Raw genomic sequence first — 21543 nt, 5'->3', positions numbered from 1 at the left:
TCAATCGCGCTGCCATTCGACCATTGCCGGCCTGGCGCCACCATTGTTGAAAAATGCCGCCATCGCCCGATGGCACAGCGCCATCTCGACACACCGCTCAGCGGGATACACATCGACCTGGCCGTTGGCCAGCCAGTAGCTGCAATCGCCCTTCTCCTCGTCATCGCCCAGCGAGTGATAGCTGGCGTCATCCTGGCCGGACAGATACATCAGCCAGGCGCTGGCGCCATTCCTCAGCATGCACAGAGCCGGCCCCTGCTCCGCATCGACGGCCAGGGTCAGCCATAATTCGCATTGCGCCAGCGACTGCGCGCGGGCCAGCGCCTGCTGCAAATCGGCCAATGAGGCGATGGCGACGGCTTCGCCATGCAGATTGAGTTCCATCATCATGCTTGGCCTGTGCTCAGGTCGGCGGTGGCCAGCGCCGTGCTCAGGTAGAGCTTGCCGCTCAGCTCCTTCAACAGGCTGCTCTGGCGCAGGCGGTCCATCACCGGGCCTTTGACTTCGGCCAGGTTCAGGCTGATGTTGCGCTTGGCCAGGGTGCTGTTCAGTTCGATCAAGCCCAGCAGGGCCGTGCTGTCGATCTGGTTGACAGCCGACAATACCAGCACCAGGTGGCGCGCTGTCGGGTGGCCGCGCAGCTCTTCTTCGATGCGCTCGGTCACGGCTTCGACGTTGCCGAAGAACAGGCCGGCGTCGATGCGCAGCAACAGCAGGTCGGGCACAGTTTGAGCTTCGTAGCGCTCGACGTTACGGAAGTGCTCACTGTTGGGGATGCGGCCCAGCACGGCAATATGGGGCCGGCTGGCGCGCCAGATCAGGGTGCCCATCGATAGCAGCACGCCGATCACCACGCCCGCCTCCACGCCCAGCAGCAGCACGCCGGCGGTGGTCGCCAGCAGCGCCAGCGCATCGCTGCGGTCGTAGCGCCAGGCCATGCGCAAGGTGTCCCAGTCGATCAGGTTGGCCACCGCAAAGATAATGGTGGCGGCCAGTACCGGCAATGGCAGCAGCGCCAGCCAGCCGGTGGGCGCCACCAGCGCCAGCGCCAACAGGCCCGCCGTGATGATGCTGGCCAAGGGCGTGTTGGCGCCGGCCTGGGAGTTGACGGCCGAGCGGGAAATGGAACCGGTGACGGGAAAGCCGCCCGACAAGGCGCTGGCTACATTGGCCGCGCCCAGGCCCAGCAGTTCACGGTTGGTATGCAATTTTTCGCCGCGCTTTTGCGCCAGGGTCTGGGCGGCGGACATGCTCATCAGGAAAATGATAAAAGCGATCAACAGCGCCGGCGACAGCAAGGTGCGCCAGTGCGCGCTTGACGTTGCCAGGTTCAGCACCGGCAAGCCGTTCGGCACATGGCCGGTCACCTGCACGCCCATGCGGCCCAGGCCGCCATAGGTCACCAGCAAGATACCGGTGATTACCAGCAGCATCGGCACCAGGCGCGCGCCGACATCGGCTGCTGTCTTGCCCAGGCCACAGCGCTGCAGCAGGCGCGACAAATAGCGTCTGGCCAGCCACAAACCGGCCAGGCTGGCCAGGCCCAGCGCCATGCTGGGGCCATGCCAGTGCGGCCAGGTGGCGCCCAGCAAGGGCGTGACCTGGCCCCACATGATGAGGATGGAGGCGCCATTGCTGAAGCCGCTGATCACCGGGCGCGACAAAAAATTGGCCATGAAACCCAGGCGCAGCACGCCACACAGCAGCAGCACGATGCCGCTGATAAAGGCCAGTTGCGCGGCCAGCACGATATACAGGGTAGAGCCGGGATCGGCCAGCGGCGCCAGCGCGGCCGCCGTCATCAGCGAGACGATGGCCATTGGCCCCACCGACTGCGTCATGCTGCTGCCGAACAGGGCATACAGCACCGGCGGCAAGATGCTGGCGTAGATGCCGACCACGGGCGGCAAGCCGGCCACCAGCGCATAAGCCATGCCTTGCGGCACCATCATCATGGCTACCACGATACCGGCGGTAAGGTCCCCCGCCAGCAGCGGACGCCGGTATTGCCTGAGCCAGAGCAGCATGATGCGATCCCAAAATCTGAAACCCGAAGCCTATCATGCGCCGAGGCTGGCTGACAGGGGCAAAGCGCTCATCCAGGCGCTATCCTCAAGCCAGCAGCTGCGCCTTGACCGCGCCCAGTATCTCGGCCGACAGCGCTTCGTCATCGACGGTGCGTGCCAGCACAATCGCGCCGACCATCGCGGAAAAGGTGGCGATCGCCTGCTGGCGCCGCTGTTCCGGCGTGCCATCCGGCAGCAAGCCGGCCAGCAGTTCAAACTGTTTTCGTGTCGCCTGGCTAAAGGCCGGCTGCGCGCCGGGTTGCATGCGCGCAACGTCCTGGCCCATCGCTGCCGCCGGGCAACCGCCGCCTGGCGCGTCGCGGTGGCGGGTTGTCAGATAAGACTCCAGAATGTCCGGCAAGCTTTTTCCCTGCCAGCCGGCCAGCGACTTCTTCAAGGCCAGCTCGCTGGCCTCGATCATCAAGTCTTCCTTGGATGCAAAATGGCCATAGAAGCCGCCATGCGTCAGGCCCGCGTTTTTCATCAGGTCGGCCACGCCGATGCCATCGTAGCCCTTTTCACGGAATAACTTCGCCGCCACTTCGACGATGCGCTCGCGGTTCAGGGCCGCCTGTTCTCTGCTTACTTTCATGCTGCCTCCCACAATAATTACACTCATCATATATCTTTGCAGCGGATTTTTCCACTCTGTTAAGAAGCGCACCGTATCGCGTCGCTGCTGCCTTGATACTGGAAGTTAGCCAATATGGAGGTCAGCATGAGCGATAACCAGAACCAGTCGACCGGCAATCTGCAGCGCAGCATCCAGCAGGAACAGGATGCGCGCGACGCCGCCAAACCCGACACACCGGAAAAAAAGGAAGCCGTGCAGACCGGCAACCATACGCAGCCAGGCGCTCCCCTGCCTGCCCAGCACCTGGACAAACCGGGCAGCGAAGCGCAGATGCAGGAGAAACCGCGTTTCCTGGCGCCCGACTATTGCGGCAGCGGCAAGCTGGCCGGCATGGTTGCCATCATCACTGGCGGCGACTCGGGCATCGGCCGCGCCGTGGCCGTGCTGTATGCGCGCGAAGGCGCCGATGTGGCCATCATTTATTTGAACGAGCACGAAGACGCCAACGAAACCAAGCGCTACGTGGAGGCGGAAGGCCAGAGCTGCCTGTTGATTCCCGGCGACGTGCGCGAGCAGCGTTTCTGCCAGGAAGCCGTCAGCCAGGTGATGGCCAAGTTCAACCATATCGATGTGCTGGTCAATAACGCCGCCTTCCAGGAGCACGCCGATTCGCTGCTCGACCTGTCCGAAGAGCGCTTCGACCTGACCATGAAGACCAATGTCTACGGCTACTTCCATATGGCCAAGGCGGTGCTGCCGCACCTGCAGCGCGGCGCCGCCATTATCAACACCGGTTCGGTGACGGGCCTGAAAGGCTCGAAAAAGCTGCTCGACTATTCCACCACCAAGGGCGCCATCCACGCGTTCACGATGGCGCTGGCCGGCAACCTGCTGGAAAAAGGCATCCGCGTCAATGCAGTTGCCCCCGGCCCCGTGTGGACGCCATTGAACCCGGCCGACAAGCCGGCCGACGAGATCACTACCTTTGGCCAGGATACCGACATGCACCGCGCGGCCCAGCCCGAGGAATTGTCGCCGGCCTATGTGTTCCTGGCAGCGCCATCGTGCGCCAGCTATATCACCGGCATCGTGCTGCCCATCACCGGCAGCGTGGGCGAATAGGAGACCCTATGCCGCGAGCGTTATGGAAAGGCGCGATCAGCTTCGGCCTGGTGCATATACCGGTCGAGCTGATCTCGGGCAGCCGCGATCATGAACTGGACCTGTCGATGCTGGACCGGCGCGACTTTGCACCCATCGGCTTCAAGCGCTACAACAAGAAGACGGGCAAGGAAGTGGTGTGGGACGACATCATCAAGGGCTATGAATACAAGCCCGACGAATACGTGGTGCTGTCGGACGAAGACCTGAAACGCGCCAACGTCAAGGCCACGCAAACCATCGACATACTAACCTTTGTCGACGCCGCCGATGTGCCGCTGACCTATTACGAGCACCCGTACTACCTGATCCCCGGCAAGGGCGGCGAGAAAGTCTACGCACTGCTGCGCGAGACCTTGCGCAAGGCCGGCAAGATCGGCATCGCCAACGTGGTTATCCGCACGCGCCAGCATTTGTGCGCGCTGGTGTGCATCGACCAGGCCATTGTGCTCAACACCTTGCGCTTTGCCGATGAGATCCGCGAGATGGACGATCTCGACCTGCCCGGCAGCACCCTGAAAGAGGCCGGCATTTCCGACAAGGAACTGAAGATGGCATTGTCGCTGGTCGAAGGCATGAGCGAAGCGTGGAAACCCGAGCAATACCGCGACACCTACCGCGACGACGTGCTGGCGCTGGTCAAGAAAAAGATCAAGGCGAAGCAGACCAAAACCATTACCGCGCCTGAACCGGAGGCCGAGGAAGCGGAAAAACCGGACAATGTGATCGACCTGGTGGCGCTGTTGCAGCAGAGCTTGGGTAAAAAGGCGCCGGTCAAGAAAGCGTCAGCGCGCAAGCCGGCGGCAAGCAAACGCAAGGCGGCTTGAACCCCAACGTCGAACAGCCGGGGTCGGTCGCTAAGCGATCGGAATACGTCCCATTGGGACGTATTCCCCCGTCGGGTACGATCCCAGTATTTGCCGTTGGGTTTAAATGCGTTACCTGTCCGCCTCAAACCCCAGCCTCTTCATCGCCGCATCGATCCCCTTCGCACTGCGCGCATACCCGTCCCATGGCGTATTGCCCACGTCCAACCGGCTGTGGACATTGCTGACATTCCATTGATCCGCCGCCTTCAGCTTGTCGAGTTCTTCCCACGCCAGCGGCACGGAAATGCCGAGACCAGGCCGCGTGCGTACTGACCAGGCCGCTACCGTGGTGGCGCCGCGGCCATTGCGCAGGTAGTCGATAAAGATCTTGCCCACGCGGTTGGCCGGCCCGCTTTTGACGACAAAGCGTTTCGGGATCTGTTCTGCCATGTGCGCGACGATGGCTTGCGAGAAGGCTTTCACCGTGTCCCAGTCATGCTTGGGGCGAATCGGCACCACCACGTGCAGCCCCTTGCCGCCGCTGGTCTTCAAAAACGCCGGCAAGCCCAGTTCGCTCAAAAAGGCCCGCAGCAGCACGGCGGACTCCTGGATCGCGGCCCAGTCCACGCCCTTGCCAGGGTCCAGGTCGAATACCATGCGGTTGGGCAGCTCGTAGTTGCTGGCCAGCGCATTTTGCGTATGGAACTCCACCACGTTCCACTGCGCAGCCGACAGCAGGCCTTGCGCGCTGGCCACTTCCAGCATCGGCGGGTGCTCCGGGTCCAGCCTGGCGTCGAGCTGTTTTACCCCCGGCATTTTCGATACTTCCGCATGTTTCTGGAAAAAAAGTTCGCCACCCACGCCGGCCGGTGCACGCACCAGCGACACGGGCCGGCCCCGCAAATGCACCAGCATCAGCTTGCCGACCAGCGCGTAGTAGCGCACCAGGTCCATCTTGGTGGCGCTGCTTTCCTTGTCGATCACGCGGTCGGGATTGGTAATTTTCAGGCCGGCCGGCAGCATGCTGGCAGGTGATTTCTCGGCAGGCATGGATTTTTCCTTTTTTGCGGTGACCGCTTGCGGCCGTTCACGCACGATGGCCGACGCGGGCTTGTCGCTGCGCAGGCCATGAAACACGGCATGGCGGATGGCGCCGCCGGTGGTCCACTGGGCAAAACTGACTTCGGCCACCAGCGTCGGCTTGACCCAGACCGGCCGGCGCACGCCGCCTGCCTTGCCTGCGTATGGACTGGTATCGACGATCAAGGCATCGAGGCGGCGGCGCAGGTCAAGCAAGGTATCCTGATCGAAGCCAGTGCCCACATTGCCAGCGTAATGCAGCTTGCCGTCCTCGTCATAGGTACCCAGCAGCAAGGAGCCGATACCGCTGCGCGCACCCTGCGGCTCGGCATAACCGCCGATCACGAATTCCTGGCGCATGCCACACTTGAGCTTGATCCACTCGGTGGAGCGGCGCGCCGTGTAGCGCGAACCGCGCCGCTTGCCGATCACGCCTTCCAGGCCCAGCTTGCAGGCCGTGGCCAGCAGTTTTTCGGGTGTGGCGTCGAGCTCATCGCTGAAACGCACCAGTGGTGACGTGGGCAGCTGCTTCAGCAACTGCCCCAGCAGCGCGCGGCGCGCCTCGATCGGCTGACCACGCAGGTCATGGCCATCGAAATACGGCACGTCGAACAGGTAATACACGATGTCGCTGGTGGCCTCCTTGTCGAAAGCCAGTTGCAAGGCGCCGAAATCGGGTTGGCCATCCTTGCCATTGACGACGATTTCACCGTCATACCAGCCCGGCGGCAAGCCCATCTTTTCCAGTGCCTGGTGCAGCTTGCCCAGTTTATGTGTCCAGTCGTTGCCGTTGCGCGTGATCAGGGCAATCTGCTTGCCGTCGCTTCTGGCGAGGATGCGGTAACCGTCGAATTTGAGCTCGAATATCCAGTCTTGCGCGTCCGTTGGCGGCGCATCGACCAGGGTCGCCAGCTGCGGCGTGAGCGTTGCCGGCAGCGCGCTGGCCGGCGCCTCTTTCTGGACCGGAGCCTTTACCGGCGTCTTTTTGCGCTTGGGCATGGGCTTGCTTTTCACGCTGTCGGGCAATTCGTCGACCACCGAATATTCAAGCGCGGGCCGCGTGTAGTCGTCCTTTTCCTTGATCAACAGCCAGGCCGGCTGCTTTTCGCCCTTGCCCTTCATGCGCACCAGTACCCAGTTGCCGTGCATCTTGTGGCCGTGCAAGGTGAATTTCAGGTTGCCGTCCGCCAGCGCCTTGCGCGCATCCGGCGTGGCCGCTTGCGGTTCCCAGGTGCCCTTGTCCCAGATAATCACCTTGCCGGCGCCATATTGCTTTTCGGGGATGGTGCCCTCGAAACTGGAATACGAGATCGGGTGGTCTTCGACCTGCACCGCCATGCGCTTGTCGCGGCTGTCGTAGCTGGGGCCTTTCGGCACGGCCCAGCTTTTCATGGTGCCATCGAGTTCCAGCCGGAAATCGTAGTGCAGCCGACTGGCCCAGTGCTTCTGGATCACAAAGCTCAGCTGTTCACCCTCGGCCTCGTCGCCACCGGCCGGCTCGGGCGTGATGGCGAAGTTGCGCTTGGCTTGGTAGGTCTTCAAGGCGTCTTTCATGGCGTACCCAGGCTATGATCATGGACCAAGTCTAGGCCGCACGTAGTGCGCGCGCAGTACGCCAGCTAACAGAGCGGTTTGATCAAGCCTCGATGGAGCCCGCCGCCAGCGCGCTGTTCAGGAAAGCCGCATCGCCGTCCTGAGGGGACGCGTCCGAGCGACAAGACAGATACTTTGTGATCTGATCAAGCCATACTTTGTCCGGCTGTTCGACCAGGACTTGCGCGGCATCGGCGGCAAACAGATGGCTCAAGGTGTCGATACGCTTGATATGCCGGTCCAGTTTCTTTCTGTCGAGGCTGGGCTCGGCGGCAAGAGCGCGCGTTTGCATCAGCCGCGCCGGCGCCATCTGGTCATTCCGGCTGGCCATGCTGGCCGCTGCGCCCGCCTCGGCAAACCCGGCGCTTGTGGACAGCAGGCTCTTCACCGCCAACAGCCGGGCCTGATAGAACTCGATCAGGCCCACCTTGTGGTCTTCGCTGAGGTCGGCCGAAGCGAATATCTGCGCGGCGCACTGCAGCATCAGGGCCTGTGCCTCGGCAACCTTGCCGACCACCGCCATCGCACGCGCCTGTTGCCAGACGGCGTGAAATGGCAAGGCGGCATAATCGTCGCGCAGGGCCATTCTTTCGATCGACAGCACGCAAAAATCGAGGCCGTCCGGCGCCGAGAACGCGGCGCCATCCTGGCGCATCAACTCCCCTTTGTGCATGACCAATCCCGTCGTATTGATGGCGCCACCGTTGCTTGCACCGAGCATGACCAGATAACTGCTGCGCAACGGTGCATCACCTGCGATAACCACGCGGCGTTCGGCCAGCACGCACTGGATATCCTTGGAAGCCAGGCAATCGAAAATCGTCTCGCTGAGCTTGTTGGCGACAGCGAGATATTGCGAAAAGCCGGCAATATCGACACTGCCAAACAATTTCTCAAAAATGGTAAAGGTATCTTTGCGCCGGTCGGCAATCACGGATTTGAACAAACCGACGAACAGCGCCACATCGCCGCCCATATAAGGCGTCGGCCCGATGACCATGGTGTCGCGAAAGCGGATGCGCAATTTTTCGGCGTCGACACCCGCCGGCAAGCCGCTCAGCATGGCATTGCTGACAAAAAAGGGATGTCGAATGAGCTTGCCACCGTAGTTATAATCGGCAAGCAAGAAAGTGGCCGGCACCAGGTCCTGATGCCACTCGCGGCCAAACGCGAGCGACATGTCTTTCAGGCGCACCTGGAAATAGCCAGGGCCGTCCGTTACGGGTAGCGCCTCCTCGTTTGGAAAGGCCAGGGTCACGTGCGAGCTGGCTTTGCCACGCGAAAGATAGTCGAAAAATGCAGCAAAAGGCATCGCATGCTCCTGTTGACCGTATCAGCCGTCGGTTTGTGGGTCCAGTGTCTGCATGAACAGCAATACCGAGGTCCATGCCAGGCTGGTGCTGTTGGTATTGTATAAATGGGCCTTGCCGCGCATGAAGGCATATTCGAGAAAACGTCTTGGCTCCGGGCCATTGAATAAATTCTTGTAAAAGGCCACGGAAAATTTGTAGGCGATGCTGTCGAGTACGGGCCACGCATAACCGGCCACAGCAGGAATATTGCGTTCAATCAGCCGCATGATGAAGCGGACATCGGCGCTGCCGCAACTGTTTAAAAATACAAATTGTGCTTGCTGGGCAAGCTGGGAAAATTCTTCGATATCGAGCAGATCGTCTACACCGTCGCCAAGCGCCAGGTAGGCCCGTCCGTTCGCGCCCAGCGCCGAATGTCCGGTGTAATGAATCAGCTGCCATGGCTGCTGCGACAGGACGTCGCGCACGGCGTCACCGTAGCCGCCTTCTGGAAACTGGGCGGGAGAAACCAGGGTCGGCGGCGCCAGGTTGAACGCGGTTTTATTGGTATCAAGATAATCGTACAACCACTTTGCCTCCTCGACCGCCATGGGGATTTTTCCAAAACCGCGCGCCAGCGGCGCAGCGACACTGAACTGTTTCGCCTCGCCCTGAATCACCAGGCAGCGCAGCGCACTGCTGCGACTGGCCCGGTCCTTGAACAGCGGATGGCGCGCGCCCATGCCGCCAAATTTACGAAATATCGGCGCATGCAACATCCACCGGTCGGGCGCCGCTGTCACGTTGCCCGCGCGGGGCTGCGCCATGGTTTCGACCAGCAACTGGCTGGTGCGCTGGTCGACATGAAAGCGGATGCGGGCCGTTGCCAGCAGCGTTCTGTCGTACAGCCTGCTGAACAGCGCCTCGGCCAGGCCTTCATTCTTGATGTTGTTGGCAATGAAATGCTGGTAGATGTCATGGCCCAGTCTGTCGATCAGTTGGTGACCCGGAGCGTCTGCGGCATGGTTGTCCGCGACAAACTGGGCCAGGCTGGAGTCCAGCAACAACCTGTCGAGCTCTTCTTTCGTGATCTGGATCATGCCGGTCGCTTCGATGGGATTGTTGCCGGTGCCACGCAAGGACCAATGGCAACGGCTGTCGATCAGCTTGATATCGAGATCAAGCTCGTGTACCGGCTTCGGCACGCTGTCGCCACTGATCAAGCGCGCGGCCAGCGGTGGCAATTGCTGGTGCGTTTCACTGACGCGCAGCAAGACGACCTTGTCGAGCATGCTCAGCGCCGCACTGCGCTTGCCATCGTCGGTGGTGACAAGAAAAATGATCGGCAGTTGAGGATTGTGCGCGCGTATGGCAAGAAATTCTTCGTCAAGCGGAACGGTGCGGTCGACCGGCGGCGGCGATAGTGCATCGACCGGAGGCGACAGGCTGGCCACCAGCAAGAGACAATTTTCCGCGCCACGGCGGGCCAGTTGATCGCGCGCGGCCTCGAGGTTCGATACCGGCACCGTTTGCACGTCCAGTTTCTCGGCCAGAAGATCGGCGATCATTTTGGTCATTTCCGCATATTCATGAATGACCAGTATCCATTTCATGGCGGCTCCCATTGTGGCGCCAGCGGCAATGCGATCTCAAGGAAGAAATCGGCGCTCAGCTGGCGCCGGTATGCGCCGCCAGCCTGGCGCACCAGCCGCTCGATCACGGCGTCGCCCAGGGTGAGGTCGCGCAACGATTTACGCCGCCACAGTTCGCTGGGCCCGGGTTCACGCTCGCTTTGAAAGTCCGGCTGCCAGTCACCGGCAACGCGGAACTGTACGCTGCCCTCGCCGCGCGTGGCAGACACGGCAAGCCTGCTGGCCTGGGGACGCGTACGCAGGCCAAACGCAATCAACGATTCCAGGCAAAACTGCAGATCGCTGAATTCCATCAGGACCGGCATGGGCCCGAAACCCTGTTGTACCTGCAAGGCATCCTGCAGACTTGGCGGCAACGAGGCCAGGGTCAGGTCGAGGGTTCGTCCCAGCTCGACGGCTACCGTGGGCAGGTGCGTCTCATCGGACGAAAACAGCCGCAGCAGGCGCTCGAGCGGCAGGTCGGCACGGCCCAGCTGGCGCAATATTTTATCGGCGGATTGCTCGCCGATCAATTCGCGCGACTGCTGCAGCCAGGCCACCGCCAAGGCCAGCGGCACACGCCCTTCCAGTGCGGCGTGACGGAACACTTCCTTCAACTCACTCAGCCGCTGTACTTCTTTCTGGAAAGTAAAATCACTGGCGACATACACCCTGCCGCTCAAATGGGCAGGCAACAGCGAGGACGACAGCAGCACCGGAATTTTGTCACCGTTGAGCGCGCACAAGACCAGTTCCCGATGGTAAAAATCGTTGGCGTGCGCCAGATCGTCACGCAAGCATGCTTCATCGATCAATGTTCTTATCTGCATGCCTGACGACGATACGGCATCGAGGCCCAGCATTTTTTTCGCCGCGCGATTGCTCCAGCGTATGCGGCCATCATTATCGGTCTCGATCACCGCGTCATTGATCGCGTAGAGCACGGCGCGCTGCAATTCAAACAGTGCCGAGCGGTACAGTATGGCGCCCGCTTCCACGGCAAGAAAACTCAGCAGTTCGATTTCTTCGACCGCAAACGCGTTCGACAGCGGCGACTCCACGTTCAGTACCCATTGCGTGCGCTCACCGATCACCGGTACCGCCAGCCCCGAACCATGCGCATCAAAACCGGCAACACCACCGAACGGCCCCTGCGCGCGCGTGTCGGCAACGTTCACGATCGACTGCGTCTTGATGGCGCGCGCCAGCGCATTCTGATCGTTGCCGGCCAGCGCATGCGCCTCGGGCGAACGCGGCAGTACAAGGCAGGTCTCGAGCGGCTGGCCGGCGCTGTTGGCCTGGCAGATCAGTTGCAGGCGATCGCCGTTTTCACTGCTCTGGAAAATCGACACGTGTTCCCAGCCAAAGTTTTCAACCAGGCGATTGACCAGTTCGTCCGCGACGCGCCGCACATCGGTTGCGTTGGCGCTCAGTCCGCGCATCAATTCAAACACGGCGCGCTGGCCGATACGCTCTTCGCGGTGCATCGCGGCCAGCACCGCCGTGCCCAGCGGCAGGCGTTCCAGCATGGCCAGTGTCTCGGGTCCATAGCGGGCGGCAACATGCGAGTCGATGCCGATAAAGCCGACCACCCGGTTGTCATCGAAAACCGGCAAGCTCACTATTTGCCTTACCCCGCTATCAAAGAAGGCCCTGGTGACAGCATCTTCGCGCAGCATCCTCGCATACAGCGGATCTTCGCGCATCTGCGCGACATCGAGCAGGTGCGCCACGCTGTCGTCGAGAGCCTGTTCGAAAAATGCCGGAATCGGCCACCAGCGCAGCCGGTATTTTTCGGCCGCCGCCGGGTCGCTGGAATACAGGCGGCGCAAGTGTTTGCGGCCCCGGCTGATCAAGGTGATGCGCAACTCGTCAAACTCCAGCAAGGTGCGCAACTGCCGGGTGACGCCCGCAAACAGCTGTGCATTGTCGATCGACGATTCAATCTCGTCATGCAGGGAAATGCGCGCTCTTTCCTGGCGCAGGTCGCGCACCAGCACCACCGATCCCAGCACATTGCCGTGTCCGTCAGAATCGGGGAAGGCGTAGATGCTGATCGGTACGGGCAAGGCGTCGGGCCCATCCGCTGGCCGCCTGAATGTGGTGACATAGGCCGATGACTGGCCCTGCAAGCGCACATTCATCTGTTCGATCACGGTGCGATGCGCCTGTTCGTCAGGAAACAGCATGGCGATATCGACGTAGACCAGGCTCGATACCCCAAGCATGTCTTTCGCTGCCTGGTTAGCGTAAGTCATCACGCCATCATGGTTGAAACGCACCACGGCCATCTCGAAGCCATCGAGTGCAGTCAATTCTATTTTGTAGTATTTGCTCACGCGCCTCCCTGTCGGACTGGTCGTAACGCCGTGGCTTATATACGGCACTGAGCAATATCAAACGACGCCAGCGGAAGATCCATTATCGGCAGCTACGCCAGCGTGAACATTGAGGCAGCGCATGGCGGGTTTGCTATTAATCAAAATAAACAATATTGGCGGAAAAACTACTGACAGGAAACACAGCGCCACCCAGTTGTAACTGTTTGTAATGCCGTGTCAACCAAGTTGCTCCAACGCGCGTTTTTTCCTCAGTGACAGGGGAATTGATCTCCTGAACTGCCACTCCACTTCTTGAGGAACTGCACCATGAAAAAAGTTATTGCTACCATCATCGCTGGCTTGTTCGCTACCGCAGCCTTTGCCCAGACTCCGGCCGCGCCAGCAGCAGCAAAAGCCGAAGCCAAGCACACCAAGGAAGTGACGAAAGCGGAAGCCAAGGAAACCAAGGCTGTGGCCAAGGCCGACGCCAAGGAAGCGGCAACCGTCGCCGACGCCAAAGCCGACGTCGCCAGCGCCAAGGCAGATGCCGGCGCCGCCAAGGCAAAAGCCCACACCAAGGCCAAGAAAACCAAGGCCAAGGCTGACGAAGCCAAAGCCTCTGCAGTGGCCGAAGCACCAGCCGCCAAATAAACACGGTTTTTCAGTGCGCGAAAAGACAGCTTCGGCTGTCTTTTCGCACATGCGCGCTACATCTGCCGGAACTGCCGGCTGTACGCTTCACTGACGGCCAGACTGCCGCGTCCGTCCTTCAGGTGCAGCAGCATCGCCGTGCCATCCCGGTCGATGCGTTCAACCGCGTGCAGGTTGACGATGCTGCTGCGGTGCACCTGCGCGAACTGCCCCGCATCGAGCTGCGCCAGAAGTTCTTTCAGGCTCAGGCGTATCAGGCCCTCGCCATTCCTGCCCACTACCCGAGTGTATTTTCCGTCGGCCTGGAAATAATCGATCTCGTCGACCAGCATCAGGCGCACGGTATTGCCGGTTGACGCCTTGATCCATTTCAGGCTTGCTGGCGGCGTCGGCATCGGCGTCGGCAGCTGCTGCTGTACAGCCGGCTGCTGCGGCGGCGCGGCCGATGCCACGCGTGCCTGCAGGCGGCGGATGGTGTGCAGCAGCCGGCTGGCGGTCAGCGGCTTGAGCAGGTAATCGATGGCGCCCGCGTCAAACGCCGCCAGCGCATGCTGCGCATGGGCCGTCACGTACACCAGCTGGCAATCTGCGGGCAAATGCGGCGCCAGTTCCAGGCCGCTCAAGCCCGGCATCTGGATGTCGAGAAAAACGATGTCGGGCTGCTGCGCGGCGATCAGCGCCAGCGCGGCCACGCCATCGGCAGCTTCGCCCACCAGCTCAAGTTGCGGCCACAGCAGCTGCAACTGGTCGCGCAGCTCGGCCCGCAGCAGCGGCTCGTCTTCGACGATCACGGCGCGCGCCATCATGCGCCCGCCTGCGTTGCCGAAGCTGGCAGCGGCAGGCGCAGGCCGGCGCTGACGCCGCCCGCCACACCCGCCACCACCTCCAGCGTGGCAGCATCGCCATACAGCAAGGCCAGTCTGGCGTGGATATTCGACAACCCCAGGCCTGCGCCTTGCGCTGCACTGCCGCCAAAACCGGCGCCGTCGTCATGCACGCGCAGCGTCAGCATGCCATCGTCCAGCATGCCATCGTCCAGCTCCGCCTCGATACGCACCGTGCCCGGCTGCGGCCAGCCTTCCAGGCCATGTTTCAGCGCGTTTTCCACCAGCGAGATCAGCATCGCCGGCGGCATCGGCAGCGCGCGCACCGCATCGCTGGCCTCGATGGTGAAACGCAGGCGTTCGCCCATGCGGATGCGCATGATGGACAAATACGCCTGCGCCAGGTCAAGTTCGCGCCCCACCGTCGACGACACGGCGCGCAGGTCGGGCAAGGCGCTGTGCAGATAGTCGGTCAGGTGATCGAGCATCGCAAGCGCGGCCGCAGGTTCGGTGCGCATCAGATACTTCAGGTTGGCCAGGGTATTGAACAGGAAATGCGGTTCGACCTGTGCCTGCAGCGCCGACAGTTTCGCTTGCAGCGCGGCGCGCTCGGCCGCCTGCCCGCGCGCCGCAGCACCCAACGCCGCCTTGCGCCGCGCCAGCCCAGCTTGCAACTGCGCCGTGACCGCTTCCACCGCGCGCAGGGCGCCGCCTTTTTGCATGACCAGGAAATCGGCGCTGAGAATGCGGCGCACGCGAATTTCTACGCCCTGCCCAGGCTCGGCCCGCAACCGCACTTCGGTCGCGCCAAACACGCGAAACGGCCGTGATCGCCCCAGCACGATGATGCGCTCGAACGGATCATGGGCAAACGCGGCCGGCCCTGCCAGCCCGAGCGCCTGGCCGGTGACCAGCCCCGACAAGGCTTCGGCGCACAGCTCAAAGCTGGTAAAGATATCGAATGGCGACGACAGCTCGCGCGTAACCCGCGCCGAGATCAGCTCCTCGGTCAGCACCACGCCCTGCTCCTCGAAGACGCGCAACTGCTGGCGCACCATGCCGTTGACCGCCAGCAGCGGCATCAGCAGCGCAAACAGGGGTGGCAGCGCCTGTGACCACGGTCTGCCAGCACCTTGCGGCAGATGCAGCAGCAAGGCGGTCACGCCGCCAGCCACGATCAGTATCGGCAGCAGCATCATGCCGCAGCAAAAACGCAATAGCGTCTGCATCAGGTAGCGGCGCACCAGGCGCGGATCGTGGACGATCAGGGCTGGCAAGGGGGCGAACGAGGCGTGCATGGCGGTGCCGGTGATGGCTGGGATGCTGATTCTAGCGCGGCGCGCTTGGCGCCAGGCGACTATGCGGCGAACGGGCGAAAATCGGGCATGAATGCGGCGATACGGGCATCAACGAGCCATGTAAAAGCGCGTAAAGATGCGAAAAGAAAGGCGATTTCGTGATCTGCACAATTGTCCGGCGGCGCACCTCATAATATAATTGAGAATTATTCTCATTCTCATCCAAGCTCCAGGAGCCGTTCCCATGCAAGCCCATCCCTTCCAGCATCACCTTTGTACTCTGCCGCTGCGCCCGCTGGCCCTGGCCATTTCGCTGGCGCTGGGCGCCGGCCTGGCGCATGCCGACGACGTGCCGGCAGCGCCTGACGACAGCACCATGCCGACCATTACCGTTACCGGCGCCCACCAGGATTCCTACACCGCACGCAAGAGCGCGTCGGCCAGCAAGCTCGATCTGTCGCTGCGCGAAACGCCGCAATCGGTATCGGTAGTCACGCGCGCGCAGATGGATGACTTCAGGCTCGACAGCGTCAACAAGGTCTTGGCGCAAACCACCGGCGTGACGGTGGAAGAAGTGGAAACGGACCGCAGCTACTATACGGCGCGCGGCTACGACATCACCAATTTCCAGTATGACGGCGTGGGCATTCCGTTTATCTTCGGTAATGTGATGGGCGGCCTCGATACGGCCATCTATGACAGGGTCGACGTGGTGCGCGGCGCCAATGGCCTGGTCTCCTCGACCGGCAACCCGTCGGCCACCATCAATTTCGTGCGCAAGCGCCCCACCGAAGGGCTGGCCGCCTCGGCCGCGCTGACGCTCGGTTCCTGGAACACGCGCCGCCTGGACGCCGATATGTCGACGCCCTTGAGCGCCGACGGCAAGGTGTCGGCCCGCTTCGTCGTGGCGCACCAGGAAGGCGATTCCTGGCTGGACCGCTACTCGCCCGGCAAGGACATCGCCTACGCTGTGGTGGAAGCGAAACTGACGAACGACACCGCGCTCACGCTCGGCCACACCTACCAGAAAACCAAGGCGAAAGGCGGCATGTGGGGCGCGCTGCCGATGTACTACACTGACGGCACGCAGACCAATTATCCGATTTCCACCTCCACTTCGGCCGACTGGTCGCGCTGGAACACGGAAACCAACAGCACCGTTGCCGAACTGACGCACCGCTTCAACCCCGACTGGAGCGTGAAGTCGACCCTGACGTACACCAAGGCGAACTCCGATTCGCAGCTGTTCTATGTGTACGGCACGCCGGACCGCGACACCGGTGATGGCCTGTTCAGCTATCCGTCCAAATACAATTCCTCCAATGAACAAAGCCTGTTTGATATTTCCGCCACCGGCAAATTCGACCTGGCCGGCCGCCAGCATGACCTGACCTTCGGCGCCAGCTGGTCCAAGTCGCGCCTGCATGACGTGTCGTACTATGGCCAGGGCATCGGCACCGCGCTGCCGAACGGCAGCGCCTTCGACGGCTCCTATCCGCTGCCCACATTCGATGCGTCGACCGACGGCAGCGCCTACAGCGATACGCGCAAGAACGCCTTTGTTGCCGCACGCTTCAACCTGGCCGACAACACGAAGCTGCTGGCCGGCGTCAATACCGTCAAGGTCGACAGCAAGGGCGCGGCCTATGGCGTCAGCAAATCGACCTCGCAAAGCGACACCACGCCCTACCTCGGCCTGGTGCAGGACATCAACCGCCAGGTGTCGGCCTATGCCAGCTATGCTGAAATCTTCAATCCGCAAAGCGATACCGACGCCAACGGCCAGACCCTGGCGGCAGCCACCGGCAAGAGCCTGGAGCTGGGCGTGAAGGGTGAACTGTTCGACGGCCGCCTGAACCTGTCCGGCGCCGTTTTCAAGATACGCCAGCAGAACCTGGCCGAAGCGGCCGGCACCACCGCCACCTTCAAGACCATTTACAAGGGCGTGGATTCGGAATCGAAAGGCTTTGAGCTGGAAGCGTCGGGCGAACTGGGCAAAGGCTGGCAGGCCAGCGCCGGCTATGCGCAGCTGCGCATCACCGGCGACGACGGCAGCGATGCGCGCACCTTTATTCCACGCAAGCAGTTCCACCTGTCGACCACGTATCTGGTGCCGGCGGTGCCGAAACTGAAGGTAGGCGCCAACCTGAGCTGGCAGGACCAGATCCACCTGCTGACGGCGGAGACCGTCACCCTGCGCCAGGGCGCCTATGCGCAACTGGGCCTGATGGCCAGCTATGACCTGACGAAAAGCCTCAGCCTGTCGCTGAACCTGAACAATGTGACGGACAAGAAACACCTGACCAGCCTGTACTGGGACCAGTCGCTGTATGCGGCCGGCCGCAATGGCAGCGCCACCCTGAGCTGGAAGTACTGATGAAGCTGCGTGCCCCGCTGGTCATGCTGCACCGCTGGTTTGGGCTGGCGGTGGCGCTGTTCCTGTTCATTTCCGGCCTGACGGGCGCCGTGATCTCGTGGGATCACGAGCTCGATGCCTGGCTGAATCCGCAGCTGTTCCATGCGGCCAGCGGCGAGCAGCGTGCGGGTGCCAGGTCAGGCCTGGAGCTGGCGCGCCAGGTCGAGGCGAGCGACCCGCGCCTGCGCGTCAACTACACGCTCACCGCGCTCGAACCTGGCCATACGGCGCTGATGTCGGTCGAAGCACGCATCGATCCGGCCACCGGCAAGCCGTATACGCTGGGTTTCAACCAGCTGGCCGTCGACCCTGCCAGCGGCAAGCTGCAAGGGACGCGCCAGTGGGGAGAAGTCTCGCTGGCGCGCGAAAACCTGCTGCCGTTTTTGTACAAGCTCCATTACACCATGCATATCCCCGATGGCTGGGGTATCGAGTTCGGCATCTGGTTCATGGGCATTATCGGCATCGTCTGGTGTTTCGACTGCTTTATCGCGCTGTATCTGTCATTCCCCAACTGGCGCAGCTGGCGCAAGTCGCTGGCCTTTCGCTGGCGCCAAGGGGGCCACCGGTTCAATTTTGATTTGCACCGATCGGGCGGCGTGTGGCTCTGGCTGTTGTTGCTGCTCCTGGCCGTGACCTCGGTCTCGATGAATCTGCAGACGCAGGTGATGCGGCCGCTGGTGGCCAAATTCTCGACCTTGAGCCCGAACGCTTTTGACAGCCGCACGCCGCAGCCGCCGGACAAACCGGTCGAGCCGCTGCTGACGCGCGAACAGGCGGTGGCGCTGGCGAAAACCGAAGCGGCACGGCGCGGCTGGCCCTTGCCGGCTGGCGGCGTGTTTTATTCGTCCAGCTACGGCCTGTATGGCGTCGGCTTTTTTGAGGCGGACAACGATCACGGCGACGGTGGCCTGGGCAACGCATGGCTGTATTTCGACGGCCGCGACGGCAGCCCTGCCGGTGGCGTGATACCCGGCAAGGGTAGCGCCGGCGACATCTTTTTGCAGGCGCAATTCCCACTGCATTCGGGCCGCATCCTCGGCCTGCCGGGGCGCATCCTGATTTCAGCGATGGGGCTGGTGGTGGCCATGCTCAGTGCGACAGGGCTGATTATCTGGCTGCGCAAGCGCCGCGCGCAGCATTTGAAAACACACTGAAAACGAGCCAGTTGTAAGTGATTGTAATGCTCGTCAACGGCCCGGGTTCGGGGCGCGTTTTCTCCTCAGTGACACGGGAATCATCCCGGCACCAAAGACAAACCACCACTGAGGACTGCACCATGAAAAAAGTAATCGCTACCCTGATCGCCGGCCTGTTCGCTACCGCAGCTTTTGCCCAGACTCCTGCGGCGCCTGCAGCCTCAGTACCGGCCAAGGCCGAAGCGGCCCACACCAAGGCCGTCGTCAAGGCGGACGCCAAGGAAACCACCACCGCCGTGAAAGCCGATGCGAAAGTCGCCAAGACCGAAGCCGCTGCCGGCGCCGATGTCGCCAGCGCCAAGGCCGATGCAACCGCCACCAAAGCCAAGGCACATCACAAGGCCAAGAAAGCCAAGGCCAAGGCCGATGAAAAGCTGGCCTCGGCCACTGCCGAAGCAGCACCGGCCAAGTAATCACGACAAGCACATTACCGCTCGCACACTGAATTTTAAATACTGAGGAACTGACATGAAAAACACTATCGCCGCCCTGATCGCCACCGTCTTCGCCACCGCTGCTTTTGCCCAGACGCCAGCAGCTCCTGCACCTGCCAAAGCGGAAGCCACCCATACCAAGGAAGTGGCCAAGGCCGAAGCCAAGGAAACCAAGGCTGTCGTCAAGGCCGATGCAAAAGAAGCGACAGTCGCCGCCGATGCCAAAGCCGATGTTGCCGGTGCCAAGGCTGATGCCAAGGTGAAGAAAGCCAAAGCCCACCACAAGGCGGCCAAGGCAAAAGCCAAAGCTGACGAAAAAGTCGCCGAAGCCGCACCAGCACCAGCACCAGCAAAATAATCGCTGACGCGCAGGTCCAGAAAAGACAGCTCAGGCTGTCTTTTCTGCGTTTGAGGGACACGATTGCGCCGCTCAGTCCAACTTTCTGCGCAGGCACACGCAAATACACGACACTGTGCGACTTGACCCTGATACGAAAGAGCACCATGCGCCGCCTGCCCGCCTGCCTGTTATTGATTGCCGCCGTTTATGGTCCTTGCGCTCTTGCCGCCACACTGGAACAGGTGCTGCAGCAGCAGGATACCGACAGCCATGGCGACCTGCGCGCGGTGGTGGTACTGCGCGATGGCGCGCTGGCGGCAGAGCGGTATTACAACGGCCAGGCGCAAGACGGCCTGCATGACATGCGCTCGGCCGGCAAAAGCGTCACCGCACTGCTGGTCGGTGCCGCCGTTGCGCGCGGCCAGTTGGCAATTACGGGGAGCGTCGGCCAATACTGGCCAGAGGTCGCCGGCAGTCCGGCCGGCGAAGTGGTGCTGGACGACCTGCTGACAATGCGTTCGGGCCTGGGTGCGTTTGACGAAGATGCGGCATCGCCGGGCAATGAAGACAAGCTGGACGAAGCGCCGGACCCCGCCGCCTTTGTGCGCGGCGTGCCAAAAACCGATGCGGCAGGCACGCTGTACCGCTACAACTCTCTGGGTTCCTATATCGCCGGGCGCGTGGTGGAAAGCGCCAGCGGCGTGGGGCTGGACACGTTTGCCGGCAGCGTGCTGTTCGCACCGCTGGGCATCACGCACTGGCAGTGGGGTCGCGACGTGGCAGGCCACGCCAAGGGACAAGGCAACTTGTCGTTGACGCCGCGCGACATGGCACGCATAGGGCAACTGGTGCTGGACGATGGCGTGGTCAATGGACCCGAGGGCCGGCGCGTGATCGCGGCCAGCTGGCTCAAGGCGGCACTGGCGCCGCGCGTGGCGATCGGCGAGGTGGACCGCTATGCCGATCACTATGGCTATTTCTGGTATGGAAAAACCTATGAAGTCGCCGGTGAAAACGTCAAGGTGTCTTTTGCGTCGGGCAATGGCGGCAACAAGATCTATGTGATCCCCGCGCGCCGCATGGTGGTGGCGGTGGCCTCCAGCGCCTATGGCAAGCCGTATGGCCAGCGGCGCTCGGAAGATATCCTGAAAGCGCTGCTGGCGGCGGATTGAACGCGGCGGTTTATTTCGGCATCAGCACCGTGTCGATCACATTGATCACGCCATTCGACTGGTAGACGTCATAGGTGCTGATATTGGCGGTGCCGCCGGCTTCATCCATCACGACGATATTGTGCATGCCGTTCATGGCGAACATCAGCTTGCCGCCGCTGGCGGTCGGCAAGGTGGCTTTGCCGTTATGCATCTTGATTTCCTTGGCCAAAGCCTTGAAGTCGTATTTGCCGGGCAACACGTGGTAGGTCAGGATCTTGGTCAGGGTTTCTTTGCTCTCCGGCTTGACCAGGGTCTCGACGGTGCCGGCGGGCAGCTTGGCAAACGCCGCGTTGGTTGGCGCGAAGACCGTGAAAGGGCCCTTGCCTTTCAGCGTGTCGACCAGGCCGGCAGCCTTGACGGCGGCGACCAGGGTGGTGTGATCGGCCGAATTGACGGCGTTATCGACGATATCTTTTGAGGGAAGCATGCTCTGGCCACCGACCATGGTGCTCATGTCGGCGGCGAAGCTGGCGCCGGTGGCCAGCATGGAAGTGGCGAACAATACTGCGGGAATAAAGGTGCGCATGATGAATCTCCTGGATGACTGCCTGTGCATGATTGCAGGAGTATTTACGCGCGGTTTCCCTGATCGGATTCAACTCATTGAAAACAAAAAAAACGGCGCACTGCGCCGTTTCTG

18 protein-coding genes are annotated in these 21543 nt (G+C 61.9%); 8 read left to right on the top strand and 10 right to left on the bottom strand.

Annotated elements, in window-relative coordinates:
* The 3 genes from AC0Z42_RS00225 to AC0Z42_RS00215 form a co-directional block, all read right to left on the bottom strand.
* Complete coding sequence (locus tag AC0Z42_RS00225) at positions 1–390, bottom strand: Imm1 family immunity protein (protein ID WP_485466230.1); 390 nt, start codon at positions 388–390, stop codon at positions 1–3.
* Positions 387–2027: a SulP family inorganic anion transporter gene (locus AC0Z42_RS00220; protein WP_485466229.1), complete on the bottom strand. Its 1641-nt coding sequence runs from the start codon at positions 2025–2027 to the stop codon at positions 387–389. The genes AC0Z42_RS00225 and AC0Z42_RS00220 overlap by 4 nt, the downstream gene beginning before the upstream one ends.
* Before the next feature lie 85 nt (positions 2028–2112).
* Positions 2113–2658, bottom strand: a complete 546-nt coding sequence (locus tag AC0Z42_RS00215) for a TetR/AcrR family transcriptional regulator (protein WP_485466228.1) — start codon at positions 2656–2658, stop codon at positions 2113–2115.
* A 126-nt stretch (positions 2659–2784) separates the two neighbouring features.
* On the opposite strand from AC0Z42_RS00215, the gene AC0Z42_RS00210 reads away from it, so the two are divergent.
* Entirely contained in the window at positions 2785–3762 is a 978-nt protein-coding gene (locus AC0Z42_RS00210) for an SDR family oxidoreductase (protein WP_485466227.1), read from the top strand.
* 8 nt (positions 3763–3770) lie between these two features.
* Entirely contained in the window at positions 3771–4628 is an 858-nt protein-coding gene (gene ku / locus AC0Z42_RS00205; RefSeq protein ID WP_485466226.1) for a non-homologous end joining protein Ku, read from the top strand.
* 111 nt (positions 4629–4739) lie between these two features.
* Here the strand turns inward: ku and ligD are convergent, their stop codons facing one another.
* From ligD to AC0Z42_RS00185, 4 genes are all read right to left on the bottom strand, one after another.
* Positions 4740–7244, bottom strand: a complete 2505-nt coding sequence (ligD, locus tag AC0Z42_RS00200; protein WP_485466225.1) for a DNA ligase D — start codon at positions 7242–7244, stop codon at positions 4740–4742.
* Between the two features lie 82 nt (positions 7245–7326).
* The gene (locus AC0Z42_RS00195; protein WP_485466224.1) at positions 7327–8541 is read right to left on the bottom strand and encodes a hypothetical protein; all 1215 of its coding nucleotides are present in this window, start codon (positions 8539–8541) and stop codon (positions 7327–7329) included.
* A 75-nt stretch (positions 8542–8616) separates the two neighbouring features.
* Entirely contained in the window at positions 8617–10188 is a 1572-nt protein-coding gene (locus AC0Z42_RS00190) for a CHAT domain-containing protein (RefSeq protein ID WP_485466223.1), read from the bottom strand.
* Positions 10185–12545, bottom strand: a complete 2361-nt coding sequence (locus tag AC0Z42_RS00185; RefSeq protein WP_485466222.1) for a GAF domain-containing protein — start codon at positions 12543–12545, stop codon at positions 10185–10187. Before AC0Z42_RS00185 ends, AC0Z42_RS00190 begins: the two co-directional genes overlap by 4 nt.
* A gap of 309 nt (positions 12546–12854) precedes the next feature.
* On the opposite strand from AC0Z42_RS00185, the gene AC0Z42_RS00180 reads away from it, so the two are divergent.
* Positions 12855–13178 (top strand): hypothetical protein, encoded by a 324-nt coding sequence (locus tag AC0Z42_RS00180; RefSeq protein ID WP_485466221.1) that lies wholly within the window; start codon positions 12855–12857, stop codon positions 13176–13178.
* A gap of 56 nt (positions 13179–13234) precedes the next feature.
* Here AC0Z42_RS00180 and AC0Z42_RS00175 read toward each other — a convergent pair whose 3' ends face one another.
* Together AC0Z42_RS00175 and AC0Z42_RS00170 are read right to left on the bottom strand one after the other, a co-directional pair.
* Positions 13235–13984 carry a LytR/AlgR family response regulator transcription factor gene (locus tag AC0Z42_RS00175; protein WP_485466220.1) on the bottom strand — a complete coding sequence of 250 codons (750 nt, stop codon included), beginning with the start codon at positions 13982–13984 and terminating at the stop codon, positions 13235–13237.
* The gene (locus tag AC0Z42_RS00170) at positions 13981–15300 is read right to left on the bottom strand and encodes a sensor histidine kinase (RefSeq protein ID WP_485466219.1); all 1320 of its coding nucleotides are present in this window, start codon (positions 15298–15300) and stop codon (positions 13981–13983) included. Before AC0Z42_RS00170 ends, AC0Z42_RS00175 begins: the two co-directional genes overlap by 4 nt.
* 244 nt (positions 15301–15544) lie before the next feature.
* On the opposite strand from AC0Z42_RS00170, the gene AC0Z42_RS00165 reads away from it, so the two are divergent.
* From AC0Z42_RS00165 to AC0Z42_RS00145, 5 genes are all read left to right on the top strand, one after another.
* Positions 15545–17677 carry a TonB-dependent siderophore receptor gene (locus AC0Z42_RS00165; RefSeq protein WP_485466218.1) on the top strand — a complete coding sequence of 711 codons (2133 nt, stop codon included), beginning with the start codon at positions 15545–15547 and terminating at the stop codon, positions 17675–17677.
* A 5-nt stretch (positions 17678–17682) separates the two neighbouring features.
* Complete coding sequence (locus AC0Z42_RS00160; RefSeq protein ID WP_485466758.1) at positions 17683–18873, top strand: PepSY-associated TM helix domain-containing protein; 1191 nt, start codon at positions 17683–17685, stop codon at positions 18871–18873.
* Positions 18874–18995: 122 nt separating this feature from the next.
* Entirely contained in the window at positions 18996–19328 is a 333-nt protein-coding gene (locus tag AC0Z42_RS00155; RefSeq protein WP_485466217.1) for a hypothetical protein, read from the top strand.
* 55 nt (positions 19329–19383) lie between these two features.
* Positions 19384–19707 carry a hypothetical protein gene (locus tag AC0Z42_RS00150; protein WP_485466216.1) on the top strand — a complete coding sequence of 108 codons (324 nt, stop codon included), beginning with the start codon at positions 19384–19386 and terminating at the stop codon, positions 19705–19707.
* Between the two features lie 146 nt (positions 19708–19853).
* On the top strand, positions 19854–20861 hold the full coding sequence (locus AC0Z42_RS00145) for a serine hydrolase domain-containing protein (protein WP_485466215.1): 1008 nt from the start codon (positions 19854–19856) through the stop codon (positions 20859–20861).
* Positions 20862–20871: 10 nt separating this feature from the next.
* Here AC0Z42_RS00145 and AC0Z42_RS00140 read toward each other — a convergent pair whose 3' ends face one another.
* Positions 20872–21429, bottom strand: a complete 558-nt coding sequence (locus AC0Z42_RS00140; protein WP_485466214.1) for a fasciclin domain-containing protein — start codon at positions 21427–21429, stop codon at positions 20872–20874.
* Positions 21430–21543: the final 114 nt, after the last annotated feature.

Source organism: Janthinobacterium sp. 1L-D-8-B-C4 (genome assembly GCF_057291295.1).
The sequence above is the reverse complement of the archived record's forward strand: the minus strand, read 5'-3'. Positions and strand labels throughout refer to the sequence as shown.

Bases quoted from the DNA above. Each gene is read 5' to 3' on its own strand.
- ku (WP_485466226.1), top strand. From the start codon at position 3,771: ATGCCGCGAGCGTTATGGAAAGGCGCGATCAGCTTCGGCCTGGTGCAT.
- AC0Z42_RS00145 (WP_485466215.1), top strand. From the start codon at position 19,854: ATGCGCCGCCTGCCCGCCTGCCTGTTATTGATTGCCGCCGTTTATGGT.
- AC0Z42_RS00140 (WP_485466214.1), bottom strand. From the start codon at position 21,429: ATGCGCACCTTTATTCCCGCAGTATTGTTCGCCACTTCCATGCTGGCC.
- AC0Z42_RS00155 (WP_485466217.1), top strand. From the start codon at position 18,996: ATGAAAAAAGTAATCGCTACCCTGATCGCCGGCCTGTTCGCTACCGCA.
- AC0Z42_RS00170 (WP_485466219.1), bottom strand. From the start codon at position 15,300: ATGCACGCCTCGTTCGCCCCCTTGCCAGCCCTGATCGTCCACGATCCG.
- AC0Z42_RS00225 (WP_485466230.1), bottom strand. From the start codon at position 390: ATGATGATGGAACTCAATCTGCATGGCGAAGCCGTCGCCATCGCCTCA.
- AC0Z42_RS00190 (WP_485466223.1), bottom strand. From the start codon at position 10,188: ATGAAATGGATACTGGTCATTCATGAATATGCGGAAATGACCAAAATG.
- AC0Z42_RS00210 (WP_485466227.1), top strand. From the start codon at position 2,785: ATGAGCGATAACCAGAACCAGTCGACCGGCAATCTGCAGCGCAGCATC.
- AC0Z42_RS00220 (WP_485466229.1), bottom strand. From the start codon at position 2,027: ATGCTGCTCTGGCTCAGGCAATACCGGCGTCCGCTGCTGGCGGGGGAC.
- AC0Z42_RS00180 (WP_485466221.1), top strand. From the start codon at position 12,855: ATGAAAAAAGTTATTGCTACCATCATCGCTGGCTTGTTCGCTACCGCA.
- AC0Z42_RS00175 (WP_485466220.1), bottom strand. From the start codon at position 13,984: ATGATGGCGCGCGCCGTGATCGTCGAAGACGAGCCGCTGCTGCGGGCC.
- AC0Z42_RS00150 (WP_485466216.1), top strand. From the start codon at position 19,384: ATGAAAAACACTATCGCCGCCCTGATCGCCACCGTCTTCGCCACCGCT.
- ligD (WP_485466225.1), bottom strand. From the start codon at position 7,244: ATGAAAGACGCCTTGAAGACCTACCAAGCCAAGCGCAACTTCGCCATC.
- AC0Z42_RS00215 (WP_485466228.1), bottom strand. From the start codon at position 2,658: ATGAAAGTAAGCAGAGAACAGGCGGCCCTGAACCGCGAGCGCATCGTC.
- AC0Z42_RS00165 (WP_485466218.1), top strand. From the start codon at position 15,545: ATGCAAGCCCATCCCTTCCAGCATCACCTTTGTACTCTGCCGCTGCGC.